The sequence below is a fragment of the Lysinibacillus sp. CNPSo 3705 genome (assembly GCF_028674935.1).
GTDB lineage: Bacteria > Bacillota > Bacilli > Bacillales_A > Planococcaceae > Lysinibacillus.
This window is the reverse complement of sequence record NZ_JAQZSD010000020.1, coordinates 36,678-61,786: the sequence shown is the minus strand read 5'-3', so window position 1 is coordinate 61,786 and position 25,109 is coordinate 36,678. Positions and strand designations below refer to the sequence as shown.

Annotated in this window: 23 protein-coding genes and 1 pseudogene; 23 read left to right on the top strand and 1 reads right to left on the bottom strand. The window is 37.3% G+C overall.

All coding sequences use genetic code 11. The annotated features are described in order from the left end of the window. Positions 1 to 166 precede the first annotated feature (166 nt). The 22 genes and pseudogenes from PVA17_RS11065 (at position 167) to glyA (ending at position 22,124) form a co-directional block, all read left to right on the top strand. Positions 167 to 1,021 (top strand): class II fructose-bisphosphate aldolase, encoded by an 855-nt coding sequence (locus PVA17_RS11065; protein WP_132360322.1) that lies wholly within the window; start codon positions 167 to 169, stop codon positions 1,019 to 1,021. 453 nt (positions 1,022 to 1,474) lie between these two features. Further along, on the top strand, positions 1,475 to 2,125 hold the full coding sequence (gene fsa, locus PVA17_RS11060; protein ID WP_132360324.1) for a fructose-6-phosphate aldolase: 651 nt from the start codon (positions 1,475 to 1,477) through the stop codon (positions 2,123 to 2,125). 63 nt (positions 2,126 to 2,188) lie between these two features. Further along, complete coding sequence (locus PVA17_RS11055) at positions 2,189 to 3,475, top strand: UDP-N-acetylglucosamine 1-carboxyvinyltransferase (protein ID WP_274067703.1); 1,287 nt, start codon at positions 2,189 to 2,191, stop codon at positions 3,473 to 3,475. Between the two features lie 95 nt (positions 3,476 to 3,570). Continuing rightward, positions 3,571 to 4,527, top strand: a complete 957-nt coding sequence (gene glpX, locus PVA17_RS11050; protein ID WP_100546229.1) for a class II fructose-bisphosphatase — start codon at positions 3,571 to 3,573, stop codon at positions 4,525 to 4,527. Positions 4,528 to 4,773: 246 nt separating this feature from the next. Next, positions 4,774 to 6,057 carry a transcription termination factor Rho gene (gene rho, locus PVA17_RS11045; RefSeq protein WP_053484460.1) on the top strand — a complete coding sequence of 428 codons (1,284 nt, stop codon included), beginning with the start codon at positions 4,774 to 4,776 and terminating at the stop codon, positions 6,055 to 6,057. 125 nt (positions 6,058 to 6,182) lie between these two features. After that, a complete protein-coding gene (locus tag PVA17_RS11040; protein ID WP_274067702.1) occupies positions 6,183 to 7,391 on the top strand; it encodes a helix-turn-helix domain-containing protein in 1,209 nt (402 codons plus the stop codon). After that, positions 7,310 to 8,092, top strand: coding sequence for an ABC transporter substrate-binding protein (locus PVA17_RS11035; protein WP_337993610.1), 783 nt, complete (start codon positions 7,310 to 7,312; stop codon positions 8,090 to 8,092). The genes PVA17_RS11040 and PVA17_RS11035 overlap by 82 nt, the downstream gene beginning before the upstream one ends. 92 nt (positions 8,093 to 8,184) lie before the next feature. After that, positions 8,185 to 9,909 (top strand): ABC transporter ATP-binding protein, encoded by a 1,725-nt coding sequence (locus PVA17_RS11030; protein WP_274067701.1) that lies wholly within the window; start codon positions 8,185 to 8,187, stop codon positions 9,907 to 9,909. 125 nt (positions 9,910 to 10,034) lie between these two features. Beyond that, positions 10,035 to 10,154: pseudogene (locus tag PVA17_RS25550) on the top strand (iron ABC transporter permease); the annotation flags it as partial. 443 nt (positions 10,155 to 10,597) lie between these two features. Continuing rightward, the gene (locus tag PVA17_RS11025) at positions 10,598 to 11,404 is read left to right on the top strand and encodes a DUF6574 domain-containing protein (RefSeq protein ID WP_274067700.1); all 807 of its coding nucleotides are present in this window, start codon (positions 10,598 to 10,600) and stop codon (positions 11,402 to 11,404) included. A 165-nt stretch (positions 11,405 to 11,569) separates the two neighbouring features. After that, a complete protein-coding gene (rpmE, locus tag PVA17_RS11020) occupies positions 11,570 to 11,773 on the top strand; it encodes a 50S ribosomal protein L31 (protein ID WP_053484459.1) in 204 nt (67 codons plus the stop codon). A gap of 385 nt (positions 11,774 to 12,158) precedes the next feature. Beyond that, entirely contained in the window at positions 12,159 to 12,731 is a 573-nt protein-coding gene (locus PVA17_RS11015) for a thymidine kinase (protein WP_132360332.1), read from the top strand. A gap of 184 nt (positions 12,732 to 12,915) precedes the next feature. After that, positions 12,916 to 13,992 carry a peptide chain release factor 1 gene (gene prfA / locus PVA17_RS11010; RefSeq protein ID WP_132360334.1) on the top strand — a complete coding sequence of 359 codons (1,077 nt, stop codon included), beginning with the start codon at positions 12,916 to 12,918 and terminating at the stop codon, positions 13,990 to 13,992. Further along, positions 13,979 to 14,839: a peptide chain release factor N(5)-glutamine methyltransferase gene (prmC, locus tag PVA17_RS11005; RefSeq protein ID WP_132360336.1), complete on the top strand. Its 861-nt coding sequence runs from the start codon at positions 13,979 to 13,981 to the stop codon at positions 14,837 to 14,839. The genes prfA and prmC overlap by 14 nt, the downstream gene beginning before the upstream one ends. A 44-nt stretch (positions 14,840 to 14,883) precedes the next feature. Continuing rightward, positions 14,884 to 15,483: a stage II sporulation protein R gene (locus PVA17_RS11000; RefSeq protein ID WP_274067699.1), complete on the top strand. Its 600-nt coding sequence runs from the start codon at positions 14,884 to 14,886 to the stop codon at positions 15,481 to 15,483. Between the two features lie 101 nt (positions 15,484 to 15,584). Then, positions 15,585 to 16,622, top strand: coding sequence for an L-threonylcarbamoyladenylate synthase (locus tag PVA17_RS10995; protein ID WP_274067704.1), 1,038 nt, complete (start codon positions 15,585 to 15,587; stop codon positions 16,620 to 16,622). Positions 16,623 to 16,964: 342 nt separating this feature from the next. Further along, positions 16,965 to 17,462, top strand: coding sequence for a manganese efflux pump MntP (locus tag PVA17_RS10990; protein WP_132360340.1), 498 nt, complete (start codon positions 16,965 to 16,967; stop codon positions 17,460 to 17,462). A gap of 24 nt (positions 17,463 to 17,486) precedes the next feature. Then, on the top strand, positions 17,487 to 17,927 hold the full coding sequence (locus tag PVA17_RS10985) for a low molecular weight protein arginine phosphatase (RefSeq protein WP_132360342.1): 441 nt from the start codon (positions 17,487 to 17,489) through the stop codon (positions 17,925 to 17,927). 8 nt (positions 17,928 to 17,935) lie between these two features. Next, entirely contained in the window at positions 17,936 to 19,219 is a 1,284-nt protein-coding gene (locus PVA17_RS10980; protein ID WP_132360344.1) for a methyl-accepting chemotaxis protein, read from the top strand. Positions 19,220 to 19,738: 519 nt separating this feature from the next. Continuing rightward, the gene (gene rpiB, locus PVA17_RS10975; protein ID WP_132360346.1) at positions 19,739 to 20,176 is read left to right on the top strand and encodes a ribose 5-phosphate isomerase B; all 438 of its coding nucleotides are present in this window, start codon (positions 19,739 to 19,741) and stop codon (positions 20,174 to 20,176) included. Between the two features lie 103 nt (positions 20,177 to 20,279). Continuing rightward, the gene (locus tag PVA17_RS10970) at positions 20,280 to 20,822 is read left to right on the top strand and encodes a TIGR01440 family protein (protein ID WP_132360348.1); all 543 of its coding nucleotides are present in this window, start codon (positions 20,280 to 20,282) and stop codon (positions 20,820 to 20,822) included. A gap of 60 nt (positions 20,823 to 20,882) precedes the next feature. Next, positions 20,883 to 22,124, top strand: coding sequence for a serine hydroxymethyltransferase (gene glyA, locus PVA17_RS10965; RefSeq protein WP_132360350.1), 1,242 nt, complete (start codon positions 20,883 to 20,885; stop codon positions 22,122 to 22,124). Positions 22,125 to 22,316: 192 nt separating this feature from the next. Here glyA and PVA17_RS10960 read toward each other — a convergent pair whose 3' ends face one another. Then, the gene (locus tag PVA17_RS10960; RefSeq protein ID WP_274067698.1) at positions 22,317 to 22,535 is read right to left on the bottom strand and encodes a hypothetical protein; all 219 of its coding nucleotides are present in this window, start codon (positions 22,533 to 22,535) and stop codon (positions 22,317 to 22,319) included. Between the two features lie 304 nt (positions 22,536 to 22,839). Between PVA17_RS10960 and PVA17_RS10955 the strand changes: the two genes are divergently transcribed. After that, the gene (locus PVA17_RS10955; RefSeq protein WP_132360352.1) at positions 22,840 to 24,990 is read left to right on the top strand and encodes an EAL domain-containing protein; all 2,151 of its coding nucleotides are present in this window, start codon (positions 22,840 to 22,842) and stop codon (positions 24,988 to 24,990) included. Positions 24,991 to 25,109: the final 119 nt, after the last annotated feature.

The window sequence follows — 25,109 nt, the reverse complement described above, 5'->3', positions numbered from 1 at the left end:
GCTGCGTTCCACTCCGCTTACGTGCAGAAAACAAGACGCTGTCGCTACGTTGCACTCCGCTTTCGCGTAGAAAATAAAAGCCCCTGCTTTTCAGGGGCTTTTATTTTTGCTATGATTAAATAGCATATCTATGTAAAAGAATAGTCCTAAGAGGAGGATTTTTAGTATGGCATTAGTATCTATGAAAGAGATGTTAATTAAAGCAAAAGCAGAAGGTTATGCGGTTGGTCAGTTCAACATCAACAACCTTGAGTGGACTCAAGCAATTTTACAAGCAGCAGAAGAAGAAAAATCTCCAGTAATTCTAGGCGTTTCTGAAGGCGCAGGTAAATATATGGGCGGATTCATCTCCGTTGTACACATGGTAAAAGGTTTGATGGAATCTTATGGCACTACAGTACCTGTAGCTATTCATCTTGACCATGGTTCAAGCTTTGAAAAATGTAAAGAAGCAATTGATGCAGGATTTACATCGGTTATGATTGATGCTTCTCATCATCCATTTGAGGAAAATGTTGCGACTACTTCAAAAGTAGTTGAGTACGCTCATGCGAAAGGTGTTTCTGTTGAAGCAGAGCTTGGCACGGTAGGTGGCGACGAGGATGGCGTTATCGGTGGTATTATGTACGCTGATCCAGAGGAATGCCGTAAAATGGTTGAGCTAACAGATATCGATTGCCTAGCACCAGCACTTGGCTCTGTACATGGTCCATATAAAGGAGAACCAAATTTAGGTTTTAAAGAAATGGAAGAAATCTCCAAATTAGCAGATTTACCATTAGTATTACATGGTGGTACAGGAATCCCAACAAAAGATATCCAACGCTCGATTTCATTAGGTACAGCAAAAATTAACGTCAATACTGAAAATCAAATTGCTGCTACGAAAGTAATCCGTGAAGTTCTTGATAATGATAAAGTTGTTTATGACCCTCGTAAATTCCTTGCTCCAGCACGTGAAGCGATTAAATCAACAGTTATCGGGAAAATTCGTGAATTTGGTAGTGCGCAAAAAGCATAATTTTTGTATCTAAAATACTACAAAAGCACAGATGAATACACAAATAAGAGAAGTGTTGATGCTGTTATCGACCTTCTCTTGTTTTTGAAATGATAAATTTTTGGCGAAAATAATATCAATAATGCCTCGTATAAATTCCAATGAATTTTGCCGGAGGCTTTAGGCTAACAAATATTTATTGCGCGCAAAAGTGTAGTGCTGACGCTACGCTTTCACGCATATAAATTGCCACAGGACGTGGTGAGTTCCTTTATTTCAGTGGGTCTTTACTCGTTGAAAAAGTAAATATAAAGTCCATCACCAAAAGTTGGGGATGGCATTTAGGTGAAAACGAATGTAATGTATAGTAGTTGATTTTCAATTCAACTGAACGGCCATAGGTAAGTGATCAGATGGAACGAAATCAACCCTACGTTATGGTAATAAGCCAAACAATGATCAGGAGGGAATATAATGAAATTTTTCATTGATACAGCAAACTTTGAAGAGATTAAAGAAGCACACGCATGGGGTATTTTATCAGGTGTTACGACAAACCCATCGTTAGTTGCTAAAGAAGAGAACGTTTCTTTCCATGATCGACTGCGTGAAATCACAGAGCTTGTAGATGGCTCAGTGAGTGGGGAAGTAATTGCTCTAGATGCGGAAGGTATGATTAAAGAAGGCTTAGAATTGGCTGAAATTGCTCCGAATATTACAGTTAAATTGCCAATGACGCCAGCTGGATTAGAAGCATGTCGCTTCTTTGCAGACAAAGGTATTAAAACGAACGTAACATTAATCTTCAGTGCCAACCAAGCATTAATGGCTGCTCGTGCGGGTGCTACATATGTATCACCATTTATCGGTCGTCTAGATGATATAGGTCAAAACGGTGTAGAACTAATTGAAACGATTGCAGATATTTTCACAATTCATAATATCGATACGCAAATTATCGCTGCATCTATTCGTCATCCGCAGCATGTAACAGCGGCAGCACTTGCTGGTGCACATATTGCAACTACTCCTTTTAAAGTGTTAAAGCAACTTTTCCATCATCCATTAACGGAAAAAGGAATTGAAGGATTTTTAACGGATTGGAATAAGAGAAAAGGCAAATAATAAGATTATATAGTGAGCCAATTGCAGAAAAAATTACTTTCCAATCATGAGGGAGAACGCGAAATGGATGTTTATAAAATTACAGGCGAAAATCGTCTAAAAGGTACAATAAAAGTTAGTGGTGCAAAAAATAGTGCAGTCGCCTTAATTCCAGCATCAATTTTGGCGAACTCTCCAGTGACAATTGGAGGGATACCAGAAATTTCTGATGCATGGACGTTAAAGGCATTATTAGAGGAAATCGGTGGAGAAGTTTCATTTGAGGATGGCATAATGACCATTGATCCGACAGAAATGATTGCGTTACCTTTACCAAACGGCAACGTGAAAAAGCTTCGTGCCTCGTATTACTTAATGGGAGCAATGCTTGGCCGCTTTAAAAAAGCTGTAATTGGTTTACCAGGAGGCTGTTTCTTAGGGCCACGTCCTATTGACCAACATATAAAAGGCTTTGAGGCATTAGGTGCGAAAATCACGAATGAGCATGGAGCAATTTATTTACGTGCTGATGAATTAATTGGCGCAAAAATATATTTAGACGTTGCCAGTGTTGGCGCAACAATTAATATTATGTTAGCGGCAGTCCTTGCGAAAGGGCGTACGGTTATTGAAAATGCAGCAAAAGAACCGGAAATTATTGATGTAGCTACTCTTCTCACTAACATGGGAGCTAATATTAAAGGTGCAGGTACAAGTGTTATCCGTATTGAAGGCGTAGAGGAACTTCATGGTACGGAGCATACGATTATTCCGGATCGTATTGAAGCTGCTACATTTATGATTATGGCTGCCGCTTTAGGTGAGGGCATTACAATTGATAATGTTATCCCATTGCATTTAGAGGCTATTATTGCAAAGCTTCGTGAAATGGGTGTGAAAATTGAAATCGGTGAAGAAAGTATTTTTGTGCCAAAAACGGATCTCTCCACATTGCAAGCCGTTGATGTGAAAACATTAGTGTATCCTGGATTCCCAACTGATATTCAGCAACCACTTTCTGTTTTAATGTCTCAAGCATTTGGTTCCTCAAAGATAACAGATACAATCTATACAGCTCGATTTAAGCATATTGATGAACTTCGTCGTATGAATTCCAATGCACGCGTTGAAGGAAATACAGCTATTATTACAGGTCCTAGTAAATTACATGGTTCAACTGTAACAGCTACAGACCTACGTGCTGGTGCCGCATTAGTATTAGCAGGCCTATTAGCTGAAGGCGAAACGGAAATTCATGATATCTATCATATTGAGCGTGGTTATAGCTCACTTATTGAGAAATTACGTGATTTAGGCGCCGATATTCGACGTGAAACAATAATGGCCCGTGTAGCAGAGACAAAGGAATAATGAGAGCTAAAAGTTTTGAACTAACTATGTTACAATAGAGGTAATTTGAATGTTTCGGCGAAGAAACATGCCGATAACGGGAGGCAAATAAGACAATGGAACGTAGTTTATCGATGGAAGTAGTACGAGTAACAGAGGCAGCAGCAATCGCATCCGGGAAATGGATGGGTCGCGGTTTAAAAATTGAGGCAGATGATGCAGCAACGACAGCGATGCGCGTAATGTTCGATACAATTCCAATGCATGCTACAGTAGTGATTGGTGAAGGCGAAATGGATGAAGCACCAATGCTTTATATTGGTGAAGAGCTTGGCCTACGTAATGGAGGTCCTCAAGTAGATATCGCAGTTGACCCATTAGAAGGTACAAATATTGTAGCGAAGGGTACAAATGGTGCAATGACAGTTCTTGCTATTGCAGATAAAGGTAATCTGTTAAACGCACCTGATATGTACATGGAGAAAATTGCAGTAGGACCGGAAGCAGCAGGTAAGGTAGATATTAACGCTTCTGTTACGTATAATTTATTACAGGTAGCAAAAGCTAAAAATAAAGATATTTCAGATGTAGTAGCTACACTTTTAGATCGACCACGTCACCAAGCAATTGTTGATGAAATCCGAGAAGCTGGGGCACGTATTAAATTTATTCAAGACGGCGACGTTGGAGCAGCTATCAATACTGCTTTTGATGAAACTGGCATTGATATTATGTTTGGTACAGGTGGTGCACCGGAGGGTGTAATTTCAGCTGTTGCATTAAAATGTCTAGGTGGAGACTTCCAAGCGAAGCTAGTTCCAGAAGATGAAGAACAATTAGAACGTTGTAAAAAAATGGGTGTAGATGTAGATAAAGTTCTTTATTTAGATGATCTAGTTAAAGGTGACGACGCTATTTTTGCAGCGACTGCTGTAACAGATTGTGAGCTTTTAAAAGGTGTGCAGTATAAAGGAGCTTATGCATTAACACATTCAGTTGTTATGCGAGCTAAATCTGGAACTGTGCGTTTTGTAGAAGGTCGACACGCTCTTGATAAAAAACCTAGCTATTAATAAAAATTTCTTCTAAAATATACCTAGTGCATCTTTTTGCGCTAGGTACCTTCTTCTAAATTTTCAACCATCCCATAGTTTTATAAGGCTATATTATGCTTCATTGTTTTGCATAGTTAATTCAAATACCTATCGCTCTGCTTCAAGCTGACAGGTACGAATAGACTACAGAGCCTATCGTAAAAAAACTTCTTTGTTAACCCCAAAAACAGCAATTATATTTTGAAAAAGACTGGAGTTGTGCATATGTCTGCATTGACAATCGCTCAATTAGAAAACATGACGTTAAAAGAGCTTTACGCCCTTGCACGCCAATACAAAATTTCATATTATAGCAAGCTAACGAAAAAAGAATTAATATTTGCTATTTTGAAAACACGTTCAGAGCAAGAGGGTTATTTCTTTATGGAAGGTGTACTAGAAATTGTTTCGCAAGAGGGCTTTGGCTTCCTTCGACCAATTAACTATTCACCAAGTAAAGAGGATATTTATATTTCTGCGTCTCAAATTCGTCGCTTTGACTTACGAAATGGGGACAAGGTATCTGGTAAAGTACGTCCACCTAAAGAAAACGAACGCTATTATGGACTACTACAGGTGGATGCTGTTAACGGCGAAGACCCAGAAGTAGCAAAGGAACGTGTGCATTTTCCAGCATTAACGCCTTTATATCCTGATCGTCAAATTAAGCTTGAAACAACACAACGTAATTTATCGACGCGTATTATGGATTTAGTGGCACCTGTAGGCTTTGGGCAACGTGGATTGATCGTTGCACCACCAAAGGCAGGGAAAACTTCATTATTAAAAGAAATCGCGAATGCTATTACAACAAATTATCCGGATGCAGAGTTAATTGTCTTACTTATTGACGAACGCCCTGAGGAAGTAACTGATATCGAACGTTCTGTGAATGCAGATGTAGTGAGCTCGACTTTCGATGAGGTTCCAGAAAATCATGTGAAAGTTGCAGAAATTGTATTAGAACGTGCACGCCGCTTAGTTGAGCATAAGCGTGATGTTATTATTTTAATGGACTCTATTACACGTTTAGCACGAGCGTATAACTTAGTTATTCCTCCGAGCGGTCGTACGCTTTCAGGCGGTATTGATCCTGCTGCATTCCATAGACCAAAACGATTCTTTGGTTCTGCACGTAATATTGAAGAAGGCGGTAGCTTAACAATTTTAGCGACAGCTTTAGTGGATACAGGATCTCGTATGGATGAGGTCATTTATGAAGAATTTAAAGGAACAGGTAATTTAGAGCTTCACCTTGATCGCCAATTAGCAGAGCGTCGTATTTTCCCAGCGCTTGATATCCGCCGTTCAGGTACACGTAAGGAAGAGCTTCTGCTTGAGCCTGAGCAACTTGAAAAATTATGGGCAATTCGTAAAACATTCTCGGACGCACCTGATTTTGCGGAGCGCTTCATGAAAAAATTACGTACAACAAAATCAAATGAAGAATTCTTTGAAAAATTAAATGAAGATATGAAAAAAGCTACTAAAGGTAAGGGCTTACTATAAAACATGAATCACCGTTGACTAGCAATAGTCGATGGTGGTTTTTTATTTAGTTAAAATTAATTGAAATTGAGAATCATTATCAATATAATAGTTCCATATAATTCTATTTTTAAAAGGAGACGGAAATGAACTATGATGCTTATATGCTTCTATGGCAAAATGCAAATATCCAGTTAAAGCAAATTGACTATATTAGTAATACCGATGTTCGAATGACAAAGGTTTTAAAAAATAGCGCATTCCTTATCATGACAGCAGGAGATGCAGAAATTATCATTGATGAGCAACCTTATCATGTACAGCGCTTTAGTATTTTCCATATTGGAAAGTCCAAATTCCTTCATATTACGGCACCAACTAGCATTAGCTACTTCCTTATTTCCTATAAAGGGGATGTCATTTACAAGGATGCTTTTATGCAACATTTACAGATACAATATCAGCCATTCCAAACGACTTTCTCTTGTATACCTGCAAATCCAGTAGCCTTACATACAATTTTGCAAGATATATACAGCAAATGGCAGTCAGGCTCTATTCAAGAGCATTTATCAGTGAAAGCCTCTTTTTATGAGTTCGTCTATCGTGTTTTTCGAGAACTGGCTGAGGGGCAGGGGGAACCGCACGACATTGATAGGGCAGAAGCAGCACGTCTGTATATAGAGCAAAACATACATGAATCTTTATCCATACAGGCACTTGCTGATTTGCTTAACATTAGTGCACGTCATTTATTACGTATTTTTAAAGCTCGTTATGAAGTAGGCCCACAAATTTATTTACAACAGCTGAGAATAGAAAAGGCAAAGCATTACTTGGTAGATAATCAATATGGCATAAAAGAAATAGCTATATCGCTTGGATTTGAAGATGAATATTATTTTAGTCGGGTTTTTAAAAAGGCAACAAATATGGCACCAAGTAATTTTAGGCTGAAATATACATCAAACTTGTTTGAAATCACCATTACAAATGAGAATCATTTTCAATACAATAAGAATCAGCTCGCGCAAGCAAAACAATTTGAAAATGAGGAAAATAACATAATGATGAAAAAAATAAGTAGGCATGTAAAGATACCATTTTTGCTAAGTTTGTTCGTTTTACTTGCAGCATGTGGAGAAGATACAAAACAATCTGTTGAACATAAAGAGAATGAGCCTAAGTCAGAAGAAGTAAAGACTAGAACAGTGACAGATGATAGTGGACGACAAGTAGAGATTCCCGTAAAAGCAGAACGGGTAGTGACAGACTGGTATCTTGGACAAATTTTAGCGTTGGATGTTATTCCAGTAGGAGCAAAGACAGCAAATTTAGACTTTGCAGCATTTTAAAATCGTATTACAAGGAGGGTGATATTTCCAATATTGGTACAGATGGGAGTGCATCATTAGAAAAGATCTTAGAATTAAAGCCAGATTTAATTATTACATGGAATAATGAAGATGTAGAAAAATATGAAAAGATTGCACCAACTATTGTATTTTCGGAAACAGCGCATAAATCGGTTACCGATGAAATTAAAGCGATGGGAGAATATTTAGGTCGTCAGGACGAAGCTAACGCATTTGTTCAAGATTTTGAGAAACGTATAGCGCGAGCACAGGAAAAAATAAATAATGTTATCCCAGAAGGAGTTACTTTTACTATTTATGACGTATTCGAAAAAAATGCAACGGTTGTAGGGAATTCAAGTGTGTCAGGTGGTAGAGCACTTTATCAAATACTTAATATGAAGCCTCAGAAAAAGGTACAAGAGCTTTTCGATACAAAAGAATCTACAGGTGGGCGTTATGAAATTTCCTATGAAGTGGTAGGAGACTATGTTGGGGATTATGTTTTTGTTATTAATTTCTTTAATAAAGAAGAGAAATTCCCTTCCGCTTGGAACAATCTCGATGTTGTCAAAAATAATAAAACAATAGAATTAGCACCAGAATATTATTTTGCTTCTGATCCACTCTCTGGATTACATCAAGCCGAAGATATGGCTGACAAAATAGTAGAGTTTACAAAGGCTCAACAAAAGCAATAAATAGTAGAAAAGAAATGTGAGCTACCTGTGTATGATTAGGTAGCTTATTACTAGAACACTATGATTGAAATTGATAATAGGAGGCTTCCTCAATGTTATTACAGCGTTTTTTTTCGTATTACAAGCCCTATAAAGGATTATTTATTTTGGATTTTTCCTGTGCCATACTAGTAGCCCTTATCGAATTAGCATTTCCGATCGTTTTAAATAAAGTGATTGATGATATTCTACCAGACGGTGAACTGAAGTGGATTATTATGGCTAGTTTATTATTATTCGTTTTATATATTTTTAATTCTATTTTCCATTTTATCGTTTCGTATTGGGGACATATGTTAGGAATCAATATTGAGACGAATATGAGAAGGGAAGCGTTTAGTCATGTTCAAAAGCTTTCTTTTCGTTATTTCGATAACAATAAAACCGGGCACCTAGTTTCAAGATTAACGAATGATTTAATGGACATTGGTGAACTTGCACATCATGGACCAGAGGATATGTTTATTGCTGCAATGACAATTGTAGGTACATTCGGAGTTATGTTTTACATTGATCCGACTTTTACAATACTAATTTTCCTACTTGTTCCAATCATTTTAATTTTAACGATTATTTTTGGGAAGTTAATGTCCAAAGCATTCCGTCAAATGTTTGGGGATATTGCAGATTTTAATGCACGTGTTGAAAACAATGTAAGTGGTATTCGTGTTGTACAAGCCTTTACGAATGAAGAGCATGAGATTAAACGCTTTAAAGTAAACAATGAAAGATTTCGAATGACAAAACTTTTTTCCTATAAAGTAATGGCTTGGAATGAAACGATTTCAGGCATTCTCACAAAAATTTTGTCCTTATTCACGCTATTTGTAGGTGCATATTTCGTTTTAAAAGGCCATTTAACAAATGGTGAATTCATTGCATTTATTTTATTATCAGGTATTCTTTTAAACCCAATCAATAAAATAAATATGTTTATTGAAAGTTATCCGAAAGGAATGGCAGGGTTTAGAAGATACATTGAATTTCTAGAAACAGCACCTGAAATTGCAGATCGTCCAGAGGCAAAAGCTATCGATGAAATTGGAGGAGAAATTACATTTACTAATGTATCGTTTGGTTACTCTGAAAATAATCATGCCTTACGTCATATTAATTTACAGGTACATCCTGGTGAAACGGTTGCGCTAGTAGGTCCATCTGGTGCAGGGAAATCTACCATCTGCAGTTTATTACCACGTTTTTATGAAGTAAATGAAGGTTCAATAAAAATTGATGGCATTGATATACGAGATTTTAAGCTGCAATCTTTACGTTCACATATAGGAATTGTTCAACAGGATGTCTTTTTGTTTGATGGCACAATTCGAGAAAACATTGCTTATGGTGATTTAAATGCGAGTGAGGAAGATATTTGGTTTGCTGCACAGCGAGCGCAGCTTACAGATGTCATTAAAGCTCTACCAGATGGTATGGATACATTAATTGGTGAACGTGGCGTGAAATTATCAGGCGGACAGAAGCAAAGGCTATCGATTGCACGTATATTCTTGAAAAATCCTAAAGTGTTGATTTTGGATGAAGCAACATCTGCTTTGGATACAGAAACCGAGCAGGCCATTCAACAAGCCTTAAACGAGCTTGCAATTGGCCGTACAACATTAGTGATTGCACACCGTTTAGCAACGATAAAGGATGCTGATCGAATTGTCGTTGTATCGAAAAAAGGAATTATAGAAGAAGGTACTCATGAGCAATTAATGGATAGAAAAAATGCTTATTATGGTTTGTATACAGCGCAATTTGGCTTGCAAATCTAAGTTGTAATCTGTCATTTTATTATCACTCAGCGCAGTGACACCAAGGCGAAATTAATAAAGGGAAGGAAGGATTAGATGTCAGTTCTTAAAATACCGCTCATTGTACAAGGTTTAAGTGTAGAAAAATTCTAGGTACGCTAGCATTACTAATAGTCATCACATTTGTCATTAGTATGAATACAGGGGTTATAAAGCTAACACCAATGGAGGTTGTTCGAACACTTTTTGGTCATGGCGATGCCCAATAGCAGGTACCTTTACGGATGGTATTCTAGCATTGAATAGTGCAAAGCTTTATTTAGAGCCGGATGCACCAAAAGTGGCGTACGTGTCTTCCTACAATATTCGATTCAAAGAACAAAATAAAAAAATAGGATTCGCTTTTCTAGTCTAAAAACTGAAGTTATTCCGATAAACGCTAAGATTGTTCCGATAATACGAGAAAATATTCCGATAAAAGTTAAGATTGTTCCGATAAAATGAGATTTTATTCCGATAAATCTGCAAGTATTCATTCTAAGGGTTGTATAATTTTGTTATAATATATAGTTAATGGGTATTATTAGTGGAATTTTTCACAAATAGCGGGAAGCAAAATAGTGAGGAAGTACACTAGTTATGAACATAAAAAAGAAAGATGTCTTTGCGTCTTACAAACGAAAAGACAGAAAGTTAATGAGGTGTACATATGAAAAACTGTTTAGCATGTGGTCATGCACAGGATGACGGAAGATTTTGTGGGAAATGTGGAGCTCCGATGGAAGATGCTGCACAAGAACGAGCAGCAACAACGCATAGCATGTGTGATGAACAACCAAACTCACAATATACGCAGACTGCTCAGAGAACAACGCAAAGTAATGAGCAATTTGAATTAATTAAAAAGCAATCTAAATTATACGTTAATTATTTTGTAGAACAATTAAAAATGCCATCCGCGAATTTTAATGTAGAAGCTACTTGGAAAAATAGCATTATTAGTATGATTATCTATGTTGTATTAACAGCATTATCAGTATTCACATTAATAAACCAAATCTTTTCCGGAGGATTTGGTTTCTTTGAAAGTATTGGTCCATCCTTCATTCAAGTATTTTTTTACATATCGTTATTTATTTCTTTACTAATAGCAATAAGTATCTTTGCTATATTTTTAACGGCAAAACTATTTTCGGAAAGTCTAAGTGTTACAAATGTTATTAGTAAAATAGGAAACTATTATACACTACCTATAGCTATTATGGTTTTAAGTATTTTATTAGGATTGTTGAAATCATTCTCGTATTCAACAACGATGATATACATTGGATTTGCGTTAGCTATTGGTATTATCCCTATGTTTGTCATGATGAAATTGCTAAGTAATAAATCTAAAAACATTGATAGTTTTTATGGTTTTGTTTTCTATTTAGTAGTAACAGTTATTTTATCTTCGATTGTTTTCTCATTTATGATAGACTCTGCAATCGGAGAAGTGTTTAAATTTTTTAAATAGCTAATCGTTAATACATTCAAAACTATTGTCAAATATATATTTTATATGGTACTATTGCTAAGTATGCAACGTGTACATATGTAGCTGACACATATTCGGGCTATGTAAGGTACAGTTCGATAATACTCTGTTCCAGATGGTTCAGGGCGAGAGGAGAAAACGAATATGAAACAAGGAATTCATCCAGATTACAAAGAAGCAACAGTAACTTGCTCTTGCGGTAACTCTTTCAAAACTGGTTCAGTAAAAGAAAACATCGTTGTCGAGTTCTGCAACGAATGTCACCCATTCTATACTGGCCGTCAAAAATTCGCGTCTACTGATGGTCGCGTAGATCGTTTCAACAAAAAATACGGTCTTAAAAACTAATGTTAGTTTAATACCTGCCAAGCATGTGCTTGGCAGGTATTTTTTTCAGTATAATACAATTATGCCTCGGTATAATTGCGTCCGGAATCGGCTTTGTGCTTAGGACTGCAAATGTTTATGCAAAAGCGTAGCGTCTGCGGCACGATGCAGGTCAGTTAGTCGTTATCCGATGATTTTAGGAGAACATCCTATTAAGAACTACTTTCCGATTCCGTGACATCCGCCGGAGGCTTAACTTCTTTCAGTAGGTGTGTGGATACCAGCTGAAAATAGCTAATCCGCATTCATCTCCCTAGCTATAGAGGTGGGAGACTGTTAAGAAGTTAAAAGCCTAATGCGAGTCTTTTCAGTATCTAGATCGACATGAAGAAAGGGAGAAGACAAAATGGCACAGCTATATTTTAAACATGGTGCAATGAATAGTGGTAAATCTATAGAAATTTTAAAAGTTGCGCATAACTATGAAGAACAACAAAAACCTGTAATGATGTTTACATCAGGCCTTGATACGCGAGATGAAGTAGGTTTTATCTCAAGTCGAGTAGGCTTACGTCAACAAGCCATTCCTGTTAATGATGATACAAATATTTTTGAACTAGTAAAAAATAATACTGTAAAACCATATTGTGTACTTGTTGATGAAGTACAATTTCTAAAAAAAGAGCATGTTTTACAGTTGGCAAATATCGTGGATGAGCTAGATATTCCAGTCATGGGCTTCGGTCTAAAAAATGATTTCCAAAATGAGCTATTTGAAGGCAGTCAGTACATGCTTACATATGCAGATAAAATTGAGGAAATGAAAACGATTTGCTGGTTCTGTCATAAAAAGGCGACAATGAATTTGCGTGTTGATGAACGTGGAAAGCCTGTTTATACAGGTGATCAAATTCAAATTGGAGGAAATGATTCCTACTATCCGGTTTGTCGAAAATGTCACGTGCATCCGCCGCTATAATGCTAACTGATTCAGTTGATAGAACTAATTAAAAGTAGCATACATGCGGAAATTTCCTTATACTAAGTAGTGGAAATGAAAAATGTTCAAAAATATTCTTACGCGCTTAGCGTAATTCAAATTTAAAGTTTCTCTGCAAATATAAAAGAGTAAACTTCATAAAAACTTAATAGAGGTGAAATCCATGTTCGATCGATTACAAGCAGTGGAGGATCGTTATGAAAGGCTAACGGAACTTTTAAGTGATCCCGATATTGTGAATGATAGTAAAAAATTACGTGAATATTCTAAAGAACAATCAGATATCCAGGAAACTGTTGATGCTTATCGTGAATATAAAAGTGTAAAAGAGCAATTAGTTGAAACACGTGAAATGCTAGATAATGAAAAAGATCCTGATATGCACGAGATGGTGAAAGAAGAATTCAACCTACTAAAAGAACAGCAAGAAGAGTTAGAAGAACGTTTACGCATCTTATTAATTCCAAAAGATCCTAATGATAATAAAAACGTTATTATGGAGATTCGCGGAGCAGCTGGTGGAGACGAGGCGAATATTTTCGCTGGAGATTTGTTCCGCATGTACTCTCGTTACGCAGAGACACAAGGCTGGAAAATTGACATAATGGAAGCGACGCCAAACGCAATGGGCGGCTATAAAGAAGTTATTTTTATGATTAACGGTCAAGGTGCATATTCAAAATTTAAATTTGAAAATGGTGCGCACCGTGTACAACGTGTACCTGCGACAGAATCTCAAGGGCGTATTCATACATCGACAGCGACAGTAGCTTGCTTACCTGAGGTAGAAGAAGTGGATGTTGAAATCCATGAAAAAGATATCCGAGTGGATACATTTGCATCTTCTGGTGCCGGTGGTCAATCGGTAAATACTACGATGTCAGCTGTTCGTATGACTCACTTACCGACAGGTGTTGTTGTTTCGATGCAGGATGAACGATCACAAATTAAAAACCGTGAAAAGGCAATGAAAATTTTGCGTGCTCGTGTTGCTGATATGTATTTGCAAGAAGCACAAAAGGAAATCGATGCCACACGTAAATCAGCTGTAGGTTCAGGCGATCGCTCTGAGCGTATTCGCACATACAATTATCCACAAAACCGTGTAACAGACCACCGTATTGGTTTAACGATTCAAAAACTAGATCAAATCGTCGAAGGTAGACTAGGCGAAATTATTGATGCGCTCATTTTAGAGGAGCAAGCATCAAAGTTAGAGCGATTAAATGATGACCTATAATAGTGTAATGGAGGCCCTTCAATGGGCTTCTTCTTTTTTAGTGGATAATGATCGTGAGGAAACGGCAGCACGTATTGTCATGCAGCATATACTTGGCACAAGCTATTCAGAGGTAATGTTACATCTTCAAGATGAATTAACAGTTGAACAAAAAGATAAATTTAAAGAACTCATTAAAGAGCATGCGAGTGGACGACCTGTACAGTATTGCCTCGGTAGTGAAGAATTTTATGGCCGTTCATTTATTGTCGATGAGTCAGTACTTATTCCTAGACCAGAAACCGAGGAATTAGTGCTTGGAACAATTAATCGTATGAACAAAATGTTTAATGATCAAGCAGTGAAGCTTGCAGACATCGGAACTGGTAGTGGTGCAATTGCTATTTCTATGAAGCTAGAATGTCCAGAGCTAACAGTCGTTGCCACTGATTTATCCGCAGCGGCTTTAACAACAGCACAAAGAAATGCACAAAGATTAGCAGCGGAAATTGATTTTCGATTAGGGGATTTAACGAAACCTCTGGCAGGTGAGAAATTTGATATCGTGTTATCGAATCCGCCGTATATTGCTTTTGATGAGGCGAAAGAGATGTCGAGTACCGTGCTAGAGCATGAACCGCATAGTGCTCTTTTTGCAGAAGAAGACGGACTTATTTTATATAGAAAGTTGGCTGAGCAGCTTCCGCCCCTTATGAATAAACCTGCGCTCATTGGTCTTGAAATCGGTTATACACAAGGGGAACAGGTAGCTCAATTCTTTAAAAATAGTTTTCCACAGGCTACAATTACGATAGAAAAAGATATAAATGGTAAACCTCGAATGATTTTTTGTGAAATTCATGTATAAAGTATCTACTTCTTGCCAACAATGTTGAGCAAGGAGGGATTTTTATGTTAAACGAATACAAGATTATTAGATTACCTAAACGAAATATCATTCTAGCTTTTGCAAGATTAGTATTTATTGCGATTGCTTTACAATTATGTGTTTTATATATTCCGACATTAGTAGGTTTTGCGAAAGCGTCTATCAATCATGAGCAAGAAAATGATTTTCGTATACGCGTTATTGCCAATAGCAATACGAATCAGGATCAGTTTGAAAAAGAGCAACTTGTCAAAAATTTAAAGCCCTATTTTACACAAGTAGTAGCTAGTGCTAAAGCTAAAACTGTGGATAACGAGCAAATACTTTTATTAAAACAAGAAATTGAAGCACAAATAAAAGAAAATTATCCACAGCTGGATACACAAGTTGTGCTTGGGGATAACTTATTTCCACCAAAGAGAAAGGACGCTGTACTTTATCCACAAAATTTGTATCATTCGATTGTCGTGAAAATCGGTGATGCACGTGGTGATAACTGGTGGTGTAGTGTATTCCCATCAATTTGTGAGCCTGCGAAAGAAGAAGCAAAAGAAGAGGTAGAAGAAGAGAAGGAACACGTTACATTTTTTATATGGGAATGGATTAAAGGTTTTTTTGAATGAATTGTTCACAAATTCAGATAACTTATGCACAATTTTTAATAAGTTATAAACATTATGTGGATAATTCAGTAAAAACGAATAATTGAAGGAAGGTTTTAATGATGGAAACCGTTTGCAAGATTGTGGACAGTAATGTGAATAGTCAGACAAATTATACACAAGCTGTGGATATCTTAAATGCAGGTGAGGTCGTGGCATTTCCAACAGAAACGGTTTATGGCCTAGGAGCTGTTGCAACAAATGACACGGCAGTAAAAAAGATATTTGAAGCAAAAGGTCGTCCTTCTGACAATCCGCTAATTGTCCACATTGGCACGCAAGAGGAAGTTGGACTTTATATTGAGCATATTTCTGAAGTAGCTAAAAAATGTATGGATTTATTTTGGCCAGGTCCACTGACACTTGTAATGCCCGTTAAGCCAAATGTGCTGGCGGACAGTGTGACAGCTGGTCTATCGACTGTAGGCATTCGTATGCCGGATCATCCAGTTGCACTTGCCTTACTTCAACAATTAAAAAAGCCACTTGCTGCGCCGAGTGCTAATCGTAGTGGAAAGCCAAGTCCTACAGAAGCAATACATGTTCAGGATGATTTGGGAGGGTACATACCTTATATTTTAGATGGAGGCTCTACTGGGATTGGACTAGAATCCACAGTGTTAGATGTGACACACGAACCTCCAGTAATTTTGCGTCCAGGCGGAATTACGAAGGAAATGTTAGAGGCTAAAGTTGGACAAGTACTGCAACCTTCAAAAATAGAGCAAAAATTAGAGGCTACTCCAAAAGCCCCTGGTATGAAATATACACACTATGCACCTAATGCTCCTGTGCTATTAATTGACTGTGATTTAGAGAAAGTCCATGAGGCTGTCTATCAATTACAAAACCAAGGGCATAAAGTAGCGTTACTTGCACCAGCTAGCTTTGCTGACAGTAAGGCTGATTTTTATTTCTCAGTAGGAGAGGCCGGTAGTAAAGAAGAAATGGGTGCGACATTGTATCATGCGCTAAGAGCTTGCGATAAAACAACAGCTACAATTATTCTGGCGACTACTACATCGACTGAAGGGGTAGGGGCTGCAATTATGAATCGTCTTGAGAAAGCAGCCGGAGGAAAATGGTATACCCGTTCATAAAATACCTATAAAAAATAGTATGCTAGAAGTAACTTCTGGCATGCTATTTTTGTATGATAACGTAAATTATTAGTGTTCACCAATCGGGCTTTTATAGGCAGTACTGACGCTTCGCTTTTTAGTACAGATCAATTATTGCCCGTTAATGCGGGATAAAAATCTGCTTAGACTTTTATACTTGATCTATAGCTGTTGAAAACGTAGCAAGTTTTTACTATAAATGAAGGTATTGTTCATTGATGGAGTGACTTTTAACACTTAGCAGTAAGGAAAATGTATTATGATAATACTGTATTTTCGAGCATAAAATGATAAAATATTAGAGAGTGAAGGAGTGCTTTCTTGCAGGGGATTCTTGCAGGTATATTAACGTCTATAGATGTGATTGGTTTATATGTATTAATACCACATGTTAGATATCGATTTTTTTTATCAGTTTGGACAGCTGCTTTGCATATGCTATTCCCGTTATTAGGTTTCGAATTAGGACACTTTTTAGTGCATTTCTTCTTAGAGTGGGGACAATGGATTTCAAGTATTTTATTATTTTGCATGGGCTTACATGTACTATTATTTACGCGAAAAGATGAAAAGGTTACTATTGCACCAATACTGTTAGCTGTGACTGCAAGCCTAGATACCTTTTCAGTAAGTATTTCTTTTGGTATGCTACACTTAGAGAAATCAGTATTTATTATAAGTGCAGGTGTAAGTGCACTTATTTGCTCTTATGGGTCATTAGTCATTGCACGAAGAAGTCAGGTGTTACTTGGCGATAAATTTCAAATCATTACAGGGATTTTTTTTATCATTATGAGTGTACTAGCCATTCGGCAATAGAGAAAACGATGGAGGGTGATAAGTATGAAAATATTATTTGTTTGCACTGGAAATACTTGTCGCAGTCCCATGGCAGAAGTTATTTTAAAGCATAAACAAACTGACAATGTGGAGGTCCGTTCAGCGGGCATTTATGCCATGCCAAATGCGGAAATGTCTGCGCATGCACAACAAGTATTATATGAAGCAAATATGACACATCAGCATTTAGCAACGCAATTATCGATAACTGAAATGGAGTGGGCTGATTTAATTTTAACAATGACAACAGCTCACAAAGCTACAATTATTGCTAATTATCCAAATGCAGAACAAAAAGTTTTTACGTTAAAAGAGTATATAGGCGAAGGCAGTGAAGGAAATGTTGTCGATCCTTACGGTGGTAGTAAAGAAATATATAAAGAAACATTTGTAGAATTAACGGAATTGGTAGAACGATTAGTAAAAAAAATTGAAGAGAATTGAGGGTCTCTATGAAAAAACAGTTTGGCTTACGACTTAAACTAGTATTATTTGTCGGTATTCTTGCACTGATCACGTACAGTATTAGTTTTATATTTATCGAATATTTACAACCTACCTTCTTCCCAGAAATTGATCGTAAACTGTTTGAAATTTTTACTTATGTGTCGGGGATTGCATGGTCATGCATTTTGGCTGGAATTTTCAGTGTAATTTTAATTAAACCTTTACAGAAACTAGAAAATTCAGCTTCCCGTGTAGCAGAAGGGAAAATTGGCCAAGATGTAGAAATGCCGAAAACAAGTGATGAGATTCGTTCTGTTGCAGAGGCATTCCAACAAATGGTGTTGAATTTAAGAGGAATGGTAGAAAGTATAGATAATAATTTCCAGCAAACCAATCAATCCATTATCCAACTATCTGATGAAGCAGCTGTTGCAACAAAAAAAGCAGAGAATATTGCTTCTACAGTAAAGCATATTTCGACTGGTGCAGAGACATCTGCAACGGCAGTTCAAGATACAGCTGAAGCTATTGAAGATGTACGAGCTCTCGCGACAGAAGTTAATAGTAGAGCAGAGGCATCGGCAACGCAATCGAAAGAGATTTTACATAATTTAACGACAACAACAAAAGCGATCGAAACATTAGTGAATAGTATTCAGCAAATTGCGGCTGGCAATACGGAGGCATTAGAAAGCATTCGTCTATTAGAGGAAAATGCTGGGCAGGTAGAGCGCATTATTAGCTTAGTTGGCGATATTGCAGCACAAACAAATTTACTAGCTTTAAACGCTTCGATTGAAGCAGCGCGTGCTGGAGAACATGGGAAAGGTTTTGCCGTTGTAGCTGAAGAAGTTCGTAGTTTAGCGGATGAAAGTGCGAAAGCGGTACAGGGCATTACTTCCCTTATTCAATCTATGCAACAAAACGTTGAAATTGTTGTAAAACAAATGAATCAACAGGTGACATTTGCGACAAAAGAAGCTGCACGTGTATCAGAAACAACGACAGCAGTAGAAGGGATGTCTTCAAGTGTACACGAAATGGCGACAGCGATTGTAGAAATTTCTACACTTATTGAGCAGCAAATGCATAATATTGAAACAACTGCTCGTCAATCTCAAGAAGTTGCAGCTATTGCTCAAGAAACGTCAGCGGGTGCACAAGAAGTTCGCAGTGCGGCAGAAGAACAAGCATACGCAATTGAGCAAGTCGAAAAACTAGCAGAAGGTTTAAAGAAACAATCAGAAGAGCTGCATAAAATGATTCAACAATTTGATAGACAAGCATAAAGGTGAAGAATTTAGACTGTAGATAAACTCGAGTGAAGTTAGAGTTTGCTACAGTTTTTTTTATGTTGTAAGGTTTGGATTTGCTGCCCGCATAGATGATAGTGGCAGATAGAAGAGGCAAAGTGAAGGATAGCCCGTAAAGTGACGGATGGTGCATCAAACTAAAAAAGTTTCATAGCTATTACGCCATGCTCGCATTTTGTATAGAATCCCTCTATAGTGTTAACTACTGGCAATACATAGAAAAAACATTGCTATAGCATGTCCACTGCAATTGTAAAGGTAAAAAAACTTTAGAAGATGGAATATTACAACAAAAGACCGTTATCCGAATTTATCAACATGATATTCACAATATCCACAGGGAAATGAGTTTAAAAGTGAATGTTTTAATGTTCGATTACAAGAAACGTTCGTCTTTTAGGAGAAATCAGCATAAAAATGCAAGAAAAATCATGTTATTCTTGAGATAGAAGTGGTACACTAGTGTTGACTATAATTTCGAAATGAGGGAACCCAGTGAGAATAGCAATTTCTTCTGATCACGGAGGCAATAACTTACGTCGTGAGATTATGCAGCTGTTAGATGAGCTACATATTAGCTACGAAGATTTTGGTCCACAATCTGCGGATTCAGTAGACTATCCTGATTATGCAAAACCAGTTACTGAAGGTGTTGCTAGCGGGGAATTTGATAAAGGTATTTTAATTTGTGGTACAGGCATTGGTATGTCCATTGCTGCAAATAAAATTAAGGGGATTCGTTGTGCTTTAGTGCATGATTTATTTAGCGCAAAAGCAACGCGTTGCCACAATGATTCCAACATTTTAGCAATGGGTGAGCGTGTTATTGGGCCAGGCCTTGCACGTGAAATCGCTAAAGTATGGCTTGAAACAGATTTTGAAGGTGGCCGTCATACGCGCCGCATTGAAAAAATCGCTGAGCTTGAGCAGTAAGAAAAGCAATTAAGTTTGTTAACATCCGTCCTAAGCTAAAACGTGTCATCAAAGAAATTTAGCTATGTGACATAAATAATTTAGAAATAAGGGGCTGAGCATAGTGGTTGTTCAACAAATACGAACACATTTGACTCAGTTACTCAGTGAATTTGAAGAGCAGGTAACCCTACGACCAAATACTATTTTTGTCGTAGGCTGCTCGACATCTGAAGTGATTGGTCAGAAAATTGGCACAGCAGGCGCGCTTGAAATTGGAGAGGCAATTTTTGAGCCGTTGCAGGCATTTGCAAAGAAACATCAACTACATCTAGCGTTCCAAGGATGTGAGCATATTAATCGTGCTATTACAATGGAAGCAACAACAGCAGAACAATTTGGGTATGAACCAGTAACAGTTGTACCAGTTCGTACAGCAGGTGGCTCGATGTCTGCATATGCGTTTACGCAATTTACAAATCCCGTTGTTGTGGAAGCTGTGCAAGCAAGTGCAGGTATTGACATTGGTCAAACACTCATAGGTATGCATTTAAAGGCAGTAGCTGTTCCAGTTCGTACTTCTGTGCGAATGGTAGGAGAAGCGGTTGTGACAATTGCAACAACACGTCCAAAGCTAATTGGCGGAGAGCGTGCAGTATATAAATAAAACTACCTCTGAAATCAGTGGTATACAAAGAACGATTATACTTAGGAGGCTTTTTCAAACATGGCATACGAAAAATTAGCAGTACAAGACAAAGCAGTATTAGACGGAATTCTTGCGGAAAAAAAACGTCAACAAGCAAATATTGAGTTAATCGCATCAGAAAACTTTGTATCTGAAGCAGTAATGGAAGCACAAGGTTCTGTTCTAACAAATAAATATGCTGAAGGTTATCCAGGTAAACGCTACTATGGCGGCTGTGAACACGTAGATGTTGTGGAAGATATTGCACGTGATCGTGTGAAAGAAATCTTTGGTGCAGAGTATGCAAACGTACAACCACACTCTGGTGCTCAAGCAAACATGGCTGTATACCACACGATTTTAGAACCGGGTGATACTGTACTTGGGATGAATCTTTCTCATGGCGGTCACTTAACACATGGATCTCCTGTAAACTTCTCAGGTATTCTATATAACTTCGTTGAATATGGCGTAACAAAAGATACTCAAGTAATCGATTATGAAGATGTACGCCAAAAAGCGTTAGAACATAAGCCAAAACTAATTGTTGCAGGTGCATCTGCATACCCACGAGAAATTGATTTTGCTAAATTCCGTGAAATCGCTGATGAAGTAGGAGCATATTTCATGGTGGATATGGCGCATATCGCTGGTCTTGTAGCTGCTGGTGAGCACCAATCACCAGTGCCGTACGCTGATTTTGTAACATCTACAACACATAAAACATTACGTGGCCCACGTGGTGGTTTAATCCTTGCTTCGAAAGAATGGGAACAAAAGCTTAACAAATCTGTATTCCCAGGTATCCAAGGTGGACCATTAATGCACGTAATCGCAGCAAAAGCTGTAGCATTCGGTGAAGCATTACAACCAGACTTCAAAGAGTATGCAAAACAAATTAAAGCGAATGCAAAAGCTTTAGCAGAAGTATTAATGGCAGAAGGTGTTGAAATTGTATCTGGTGGTACAGATAACCACTTATTACTTCTTAATGTGAAATCTCTTGGTCTCACAGGAAAAGTAGCAGAGCACGCACTTGACGAAGTAGGCATTACAACAAATAAAAATACAATTCCTTACGATACAGAATCTCCATTCGTAACTTCTGGTATCCGTATTGGTACACCGGCAGTAACATCTCGTGGCTTCAATGAAGAAGACATGAAAGAAGTAGGGGCTATTATTGCTACGGTTCTTAAAAATCCGGAAGATGAAGCAGTGAAAGCTGAAGCAAAAGCTCGCGTAAAAGCATTAACTGACAAACATCCATTATACGTTTAATTTAAAGGCACCGGACGTAGTTGTGCCGAGGCATAATTGATTAGATAAAGCTGTGGTTAAAGTGTGATAAATGCACTTTAACCACAGCTTTTTTTGCAATTATCTATAGAGAAGGTAGGGCGATTTCTTAAGGATAGCGTCACGGAAGTGCCATAGAGTGGGGGTGATATGAGAGTTCCTCGTGTCCACTTCTTATTGTTGCTGTCGCTTCGCTTTCGCACAGACAAAACCGCTTGTTGCTGTCGCTTCACTTTCGCACAGACAAAACCGCTTGTTGCTGTCGCTTCGCTTTCGCACAGACAAAACCGCTTGTTGCTGTCGCTTCGCTTTCGCACAGACAAAACCGCTTGTTGCTGTCGTTTCGCTTTCGCATAGATAAAACCGCTTGTTGCTGTCGCTTCGCTTTCGCACAGACAAAACCGCTTGTTGCTGTCGCTTCGCTTTCGCACAGACATCTGTTATCTAAAGAGGAATGGAATCGACAAAACGCTATTTTTCGTTAATTTGGAAATAAAATACTCTAATTTTTGAATTTATTTACATAAACTTAGTAGGAAAGGATATATTATATAATAGAGATAGACAAATAATGTCCTGAACCATGTTCATAAAAGTGACAATTTATTGAATGTTTATATACAATGTAAGAGAGATGTAACTTCTTTCAGCGATTATGTTGACGTATATTGATGGAGAAAAAGGGAGGAGGGGCTGAATGGTTACTAATACAATGATCATAGAACATGAAATGCTATTAAATACAATTCGTAAGTTAGGTGATAACTCACAAGAAAGTTACGTTATTTTTGATGCAACAAATAACAATTGCATATTAGAATGTAATGATTCTTTTTGTACACTTACAAATACTACTCGTTCGCAAATAATAAATATCGATTATTTTTCATTGATGTCAAACGAAGAACAGACAACTATTGAAATGATTAAAAATAAAATACATAGCGGAGCCATAGTACAAGAAAAGTTGCAACATAGTTGCTTCGATAAATCTCCTTTTTGGGCAGAGATACAAGCACTCCCATTTCAAAATAATAAAAATGAAACATTATTTGTGCTAGTAGTTGTGAAAGAAGTTACTTACTATCAGACCGAAGAATTTTTAATGCGCCTAGAGAAAACGATGTACGAAGCGATTGAAAAGGATTATTCCTTCGATAAAAAGATGAGCATTATTTGCAGTAGTCTAGATCAATTTTTTATGCCGAAAATATCAAGTATGATACTTGTTAAAGAGGCAGATCAATTACGAATTTTTAAAGGGAACGACAAAATAAAAGATTTGCCAGAGCGTTGTGATAACAAACAATTTTTTAAGAGAGTTATGCAAGAGGAGACAGCTATTCTAGTTAAGAGCTTGGATGAAATTGATATTCCAATAGAGCATAAAATGTTTGCTAATTCATCTGACATGCCATTAGCTTTGTTTATGCCAATATACAATCAACAACATCAAGCAATCGGATTGTTCGCAATATTTTTAAGGCAACATGCTAGTACTGATCAAAAGACTTTTGAAAGCATGCTCCGAAAAATCGGTGCTCTTGTTGCATTGGCATACGCATATGCAAAAACACAAAAAAAGATATGGGACTTAGCCTATATCGATATCACAACAGGGCTGCCTAATCGACATGGGTTTTTAAATAAGGTAGAAAAAGAATACAGTCAAAATGGTAATATCAAAATCTTAAAGCCAAGCGAATTCCATCAAATTGTCGAGTTATATGGTCGTGAAGCGGGAGATGAGCTTTTAAGACAAATTGCTAAACGTCTAAATGAAGAGAAGCATGATCTAAACGAATATATTGCTAGATTTACAAGCTCTAGTTTAATCATTACAAATGCGACATCGGATGAAGACTTTTTCTATTATAAAAGGCGAATAAAAGAGATTATTCGTCAGCCTTTTATTGTGGGTGGAAAGCAAATTTATATTACACTGAAGACTGGCATTGCTTTTTATAACCATGACATAAAAATTGCTGATGCGATTCGCTTTGCAGATAATGCTGTATCTTTTGCGGCCAATAAACCAGGTACTCATATGGAAATTTTCACACAAGAAAGAAATGATGTGCTTGAGCAGCAAATGACTGTCTTAAACCATTTGGCACAAGCAATAAAAAATAAAGAAATCTCGGTGAATTTACAGCCAAAGGTTGATTTACAGACAGGTGAAATTCAAAGTATTGAAGCGCTTGCCCGCTGGATTTCTCCAAAACTTGGTTTTGTGTCTCCCGCAATTTTTATTCCAGTGGCTGAAAGTGCAGGAAAGGTACGCGAAATCGATATTCAAATATTAGAGATAGCACTTTCTTGGCTAGCTGAGCGCAAACGATTAGGGAAAAAATTAGTGAAGGTAGCAGTAAATATATCGCCTAATCATTTTTATTATGAAAATTTTGTACAGGATACACTGGAGCTCGTTCGGAAATACGATATTGAACCGAGATATATCATTTTAGAAGTAACAGAAAATATTGGATTAGTTGATTTTCAGACTGCTTTTTCTATTATCCAGGATTTAAAGGAGTATGGCTTTAAAACTTCGGTGGACGATTTTGGAACAGGCTTTTCATCACTAAGTTATTTACAAAGACTGCCGTTTACTGAATTAAAAATAGATCGAAGCTTTATTAATGATATTAAAGATGCTGCGACACTTGCTATTGTCCGCTCCATTATTCAATTAGCATTAAACTTAGGAATGACTTCCGTCGCAGAAGGCATTGAAAATAAAGAGCAGGTTGAGATTTTACGTGCACTCGGCTGTACAGTAGGACAAGGTTATTTCTATTATAAGCCGATGACGATAGAACAGTTAAATGCAATACTCGATAAATAATCGCTATTATATGTAGCAAACATTCTTGAAAAGGAGTTGTCCCAAATTTATTTTTGAGACGACTCATTTTTTCTGTTATACTAGGTGAGATAAAAATGAATCCGAACTGTTAGGAGAGA

What these genes read in the sequence shown, in the direction of transcription:
- PVA17_RS11065 (WP_132360322.1), top strand. Translation starts at nt 167, where the DNA reads ATGGCATTAGTATCTATGAAAGAGATGTTAATTAAAGCAAAAGCAGAA.
- fsa (WP_132360324.1), top strand. Translation starts at nt 1,475, where the DNA reads ATGAAATTTTTCATTGATACAGCAAACTTTGAAGAGATTAAAGAAGCA.
- PVA17_RS11055 (WP_274067703.1), top strand. Translation starts at nt 2,189, where the DNA reads ATGGATGTTTATAAAATTACAGGCGAAAATCGTCTAAAAGGTACAATA.
- glpX (WP_100546229.1), top strand. Translation starts at nt 3,571, where the DNA reads ATGGAACGTAGTTTATCGATGGAAGTAGTACGAGTAACAGAGGCAGCA.
- rho (WP_053484460.1), top strand. Translation starts at nt 4,774, where the DNA reads ATGTCTGCATTGACAATCGCTCAATTAGAAAACATGACGTTAAAAGAG.
- PVA17_RS11040 (WP_274067702.1), top strand. Translation starts at nt 6,183, where the DNA reads ATGAACTATGATGCTTATATGCTTCTATGGCAAAATGCAAATATCCAG.
- PVA17_RS11030 (WP_274067701.1), top strand. Translation starts at nt 8,185, where the DNA reads ATGTTATTACAGCGTTTTTTTTCGTATTACAAGCCCTATAAAGGATTA.
- PVA17_RS11025 (WP_274067700.1), top strand. Translation starts at nt 10,598, where the DNA reads ATGAAAAACTGTTTAGCATGTGGTCATGCACAGGATGACGGAAGATTT.
- rpmE (WP_053484459.1), top strand. Translation starts at nt 11,570, where the DNA reads ATGAAACAAGGAATTCATCCAGATTACAAAGAAGCAACAGTAACTTGC.
- PVA17_RS11015 (WP_132360332.1), top strand. Translation starts at nt 12,159, where the DNA reads ATGGCACAGCTATATTTTAAACATGGTGCAATGAATAGTGGTAAATCT.
- prfA (WP_132360334.1), top strand. Translation starts at nt 12,916, where the DNA reads ATGTTCGATCGATTACAAGCAGTGGAGGATCGTTATGAAAGGCTAACG.
- prmC (WP_132360336.1), top strand. Translation starts at nt 13,979, where the DNA reads ATGATGACCTATAATAGTGTAATGGAGGCCCTTCAATGGGCTTCTTCT.
- PVA17_RS11000 (WP_274067699.1), top strand. Translation starts at nt 14,884, where the DNA reads ATGTTAAACGAATACAAGATTATTAGATTACCTAAACGAAATATCATT.
- PVA17_RS10995 (WP_274067704.1), top strand. Translation starts at nt 15,585, where the DNA reads ATGGAAACCGTTTGCAAGATTGTGGACAGTAATGTGAATAGTCAGACA.
- PVA17_RS10985 (WP_132360342.1), top strand. Translation starts at nt 17,487, where the DNA reads ATGAAAATATTATTTGTTTGCACTGGAAATACTTGTCGCAGTCCCATG.
- PVA17_RS10980 (WP_132360344.1), top strand. Translation starts at nt 17,936, where the DNA reads ATGAAAAAACAGTTTGGCTTACGACTTAAACTAGTATTATTTGTCGGT.
- glyA (WP_132360350.1), top strand. Translation starts at nt 20,883, where the DNA reads ATGGCATACGAAAAATTAGCAGTACAAGACAAAGCAGTATTAGACGGA.
- PVA17_RS10955 (WP_132360352.1), top strand. Translation starts at nt 22,840, where the DNA reads ATGGTTACTAATACAATGATCATAGAACATGAAATGCTATTAAATACA.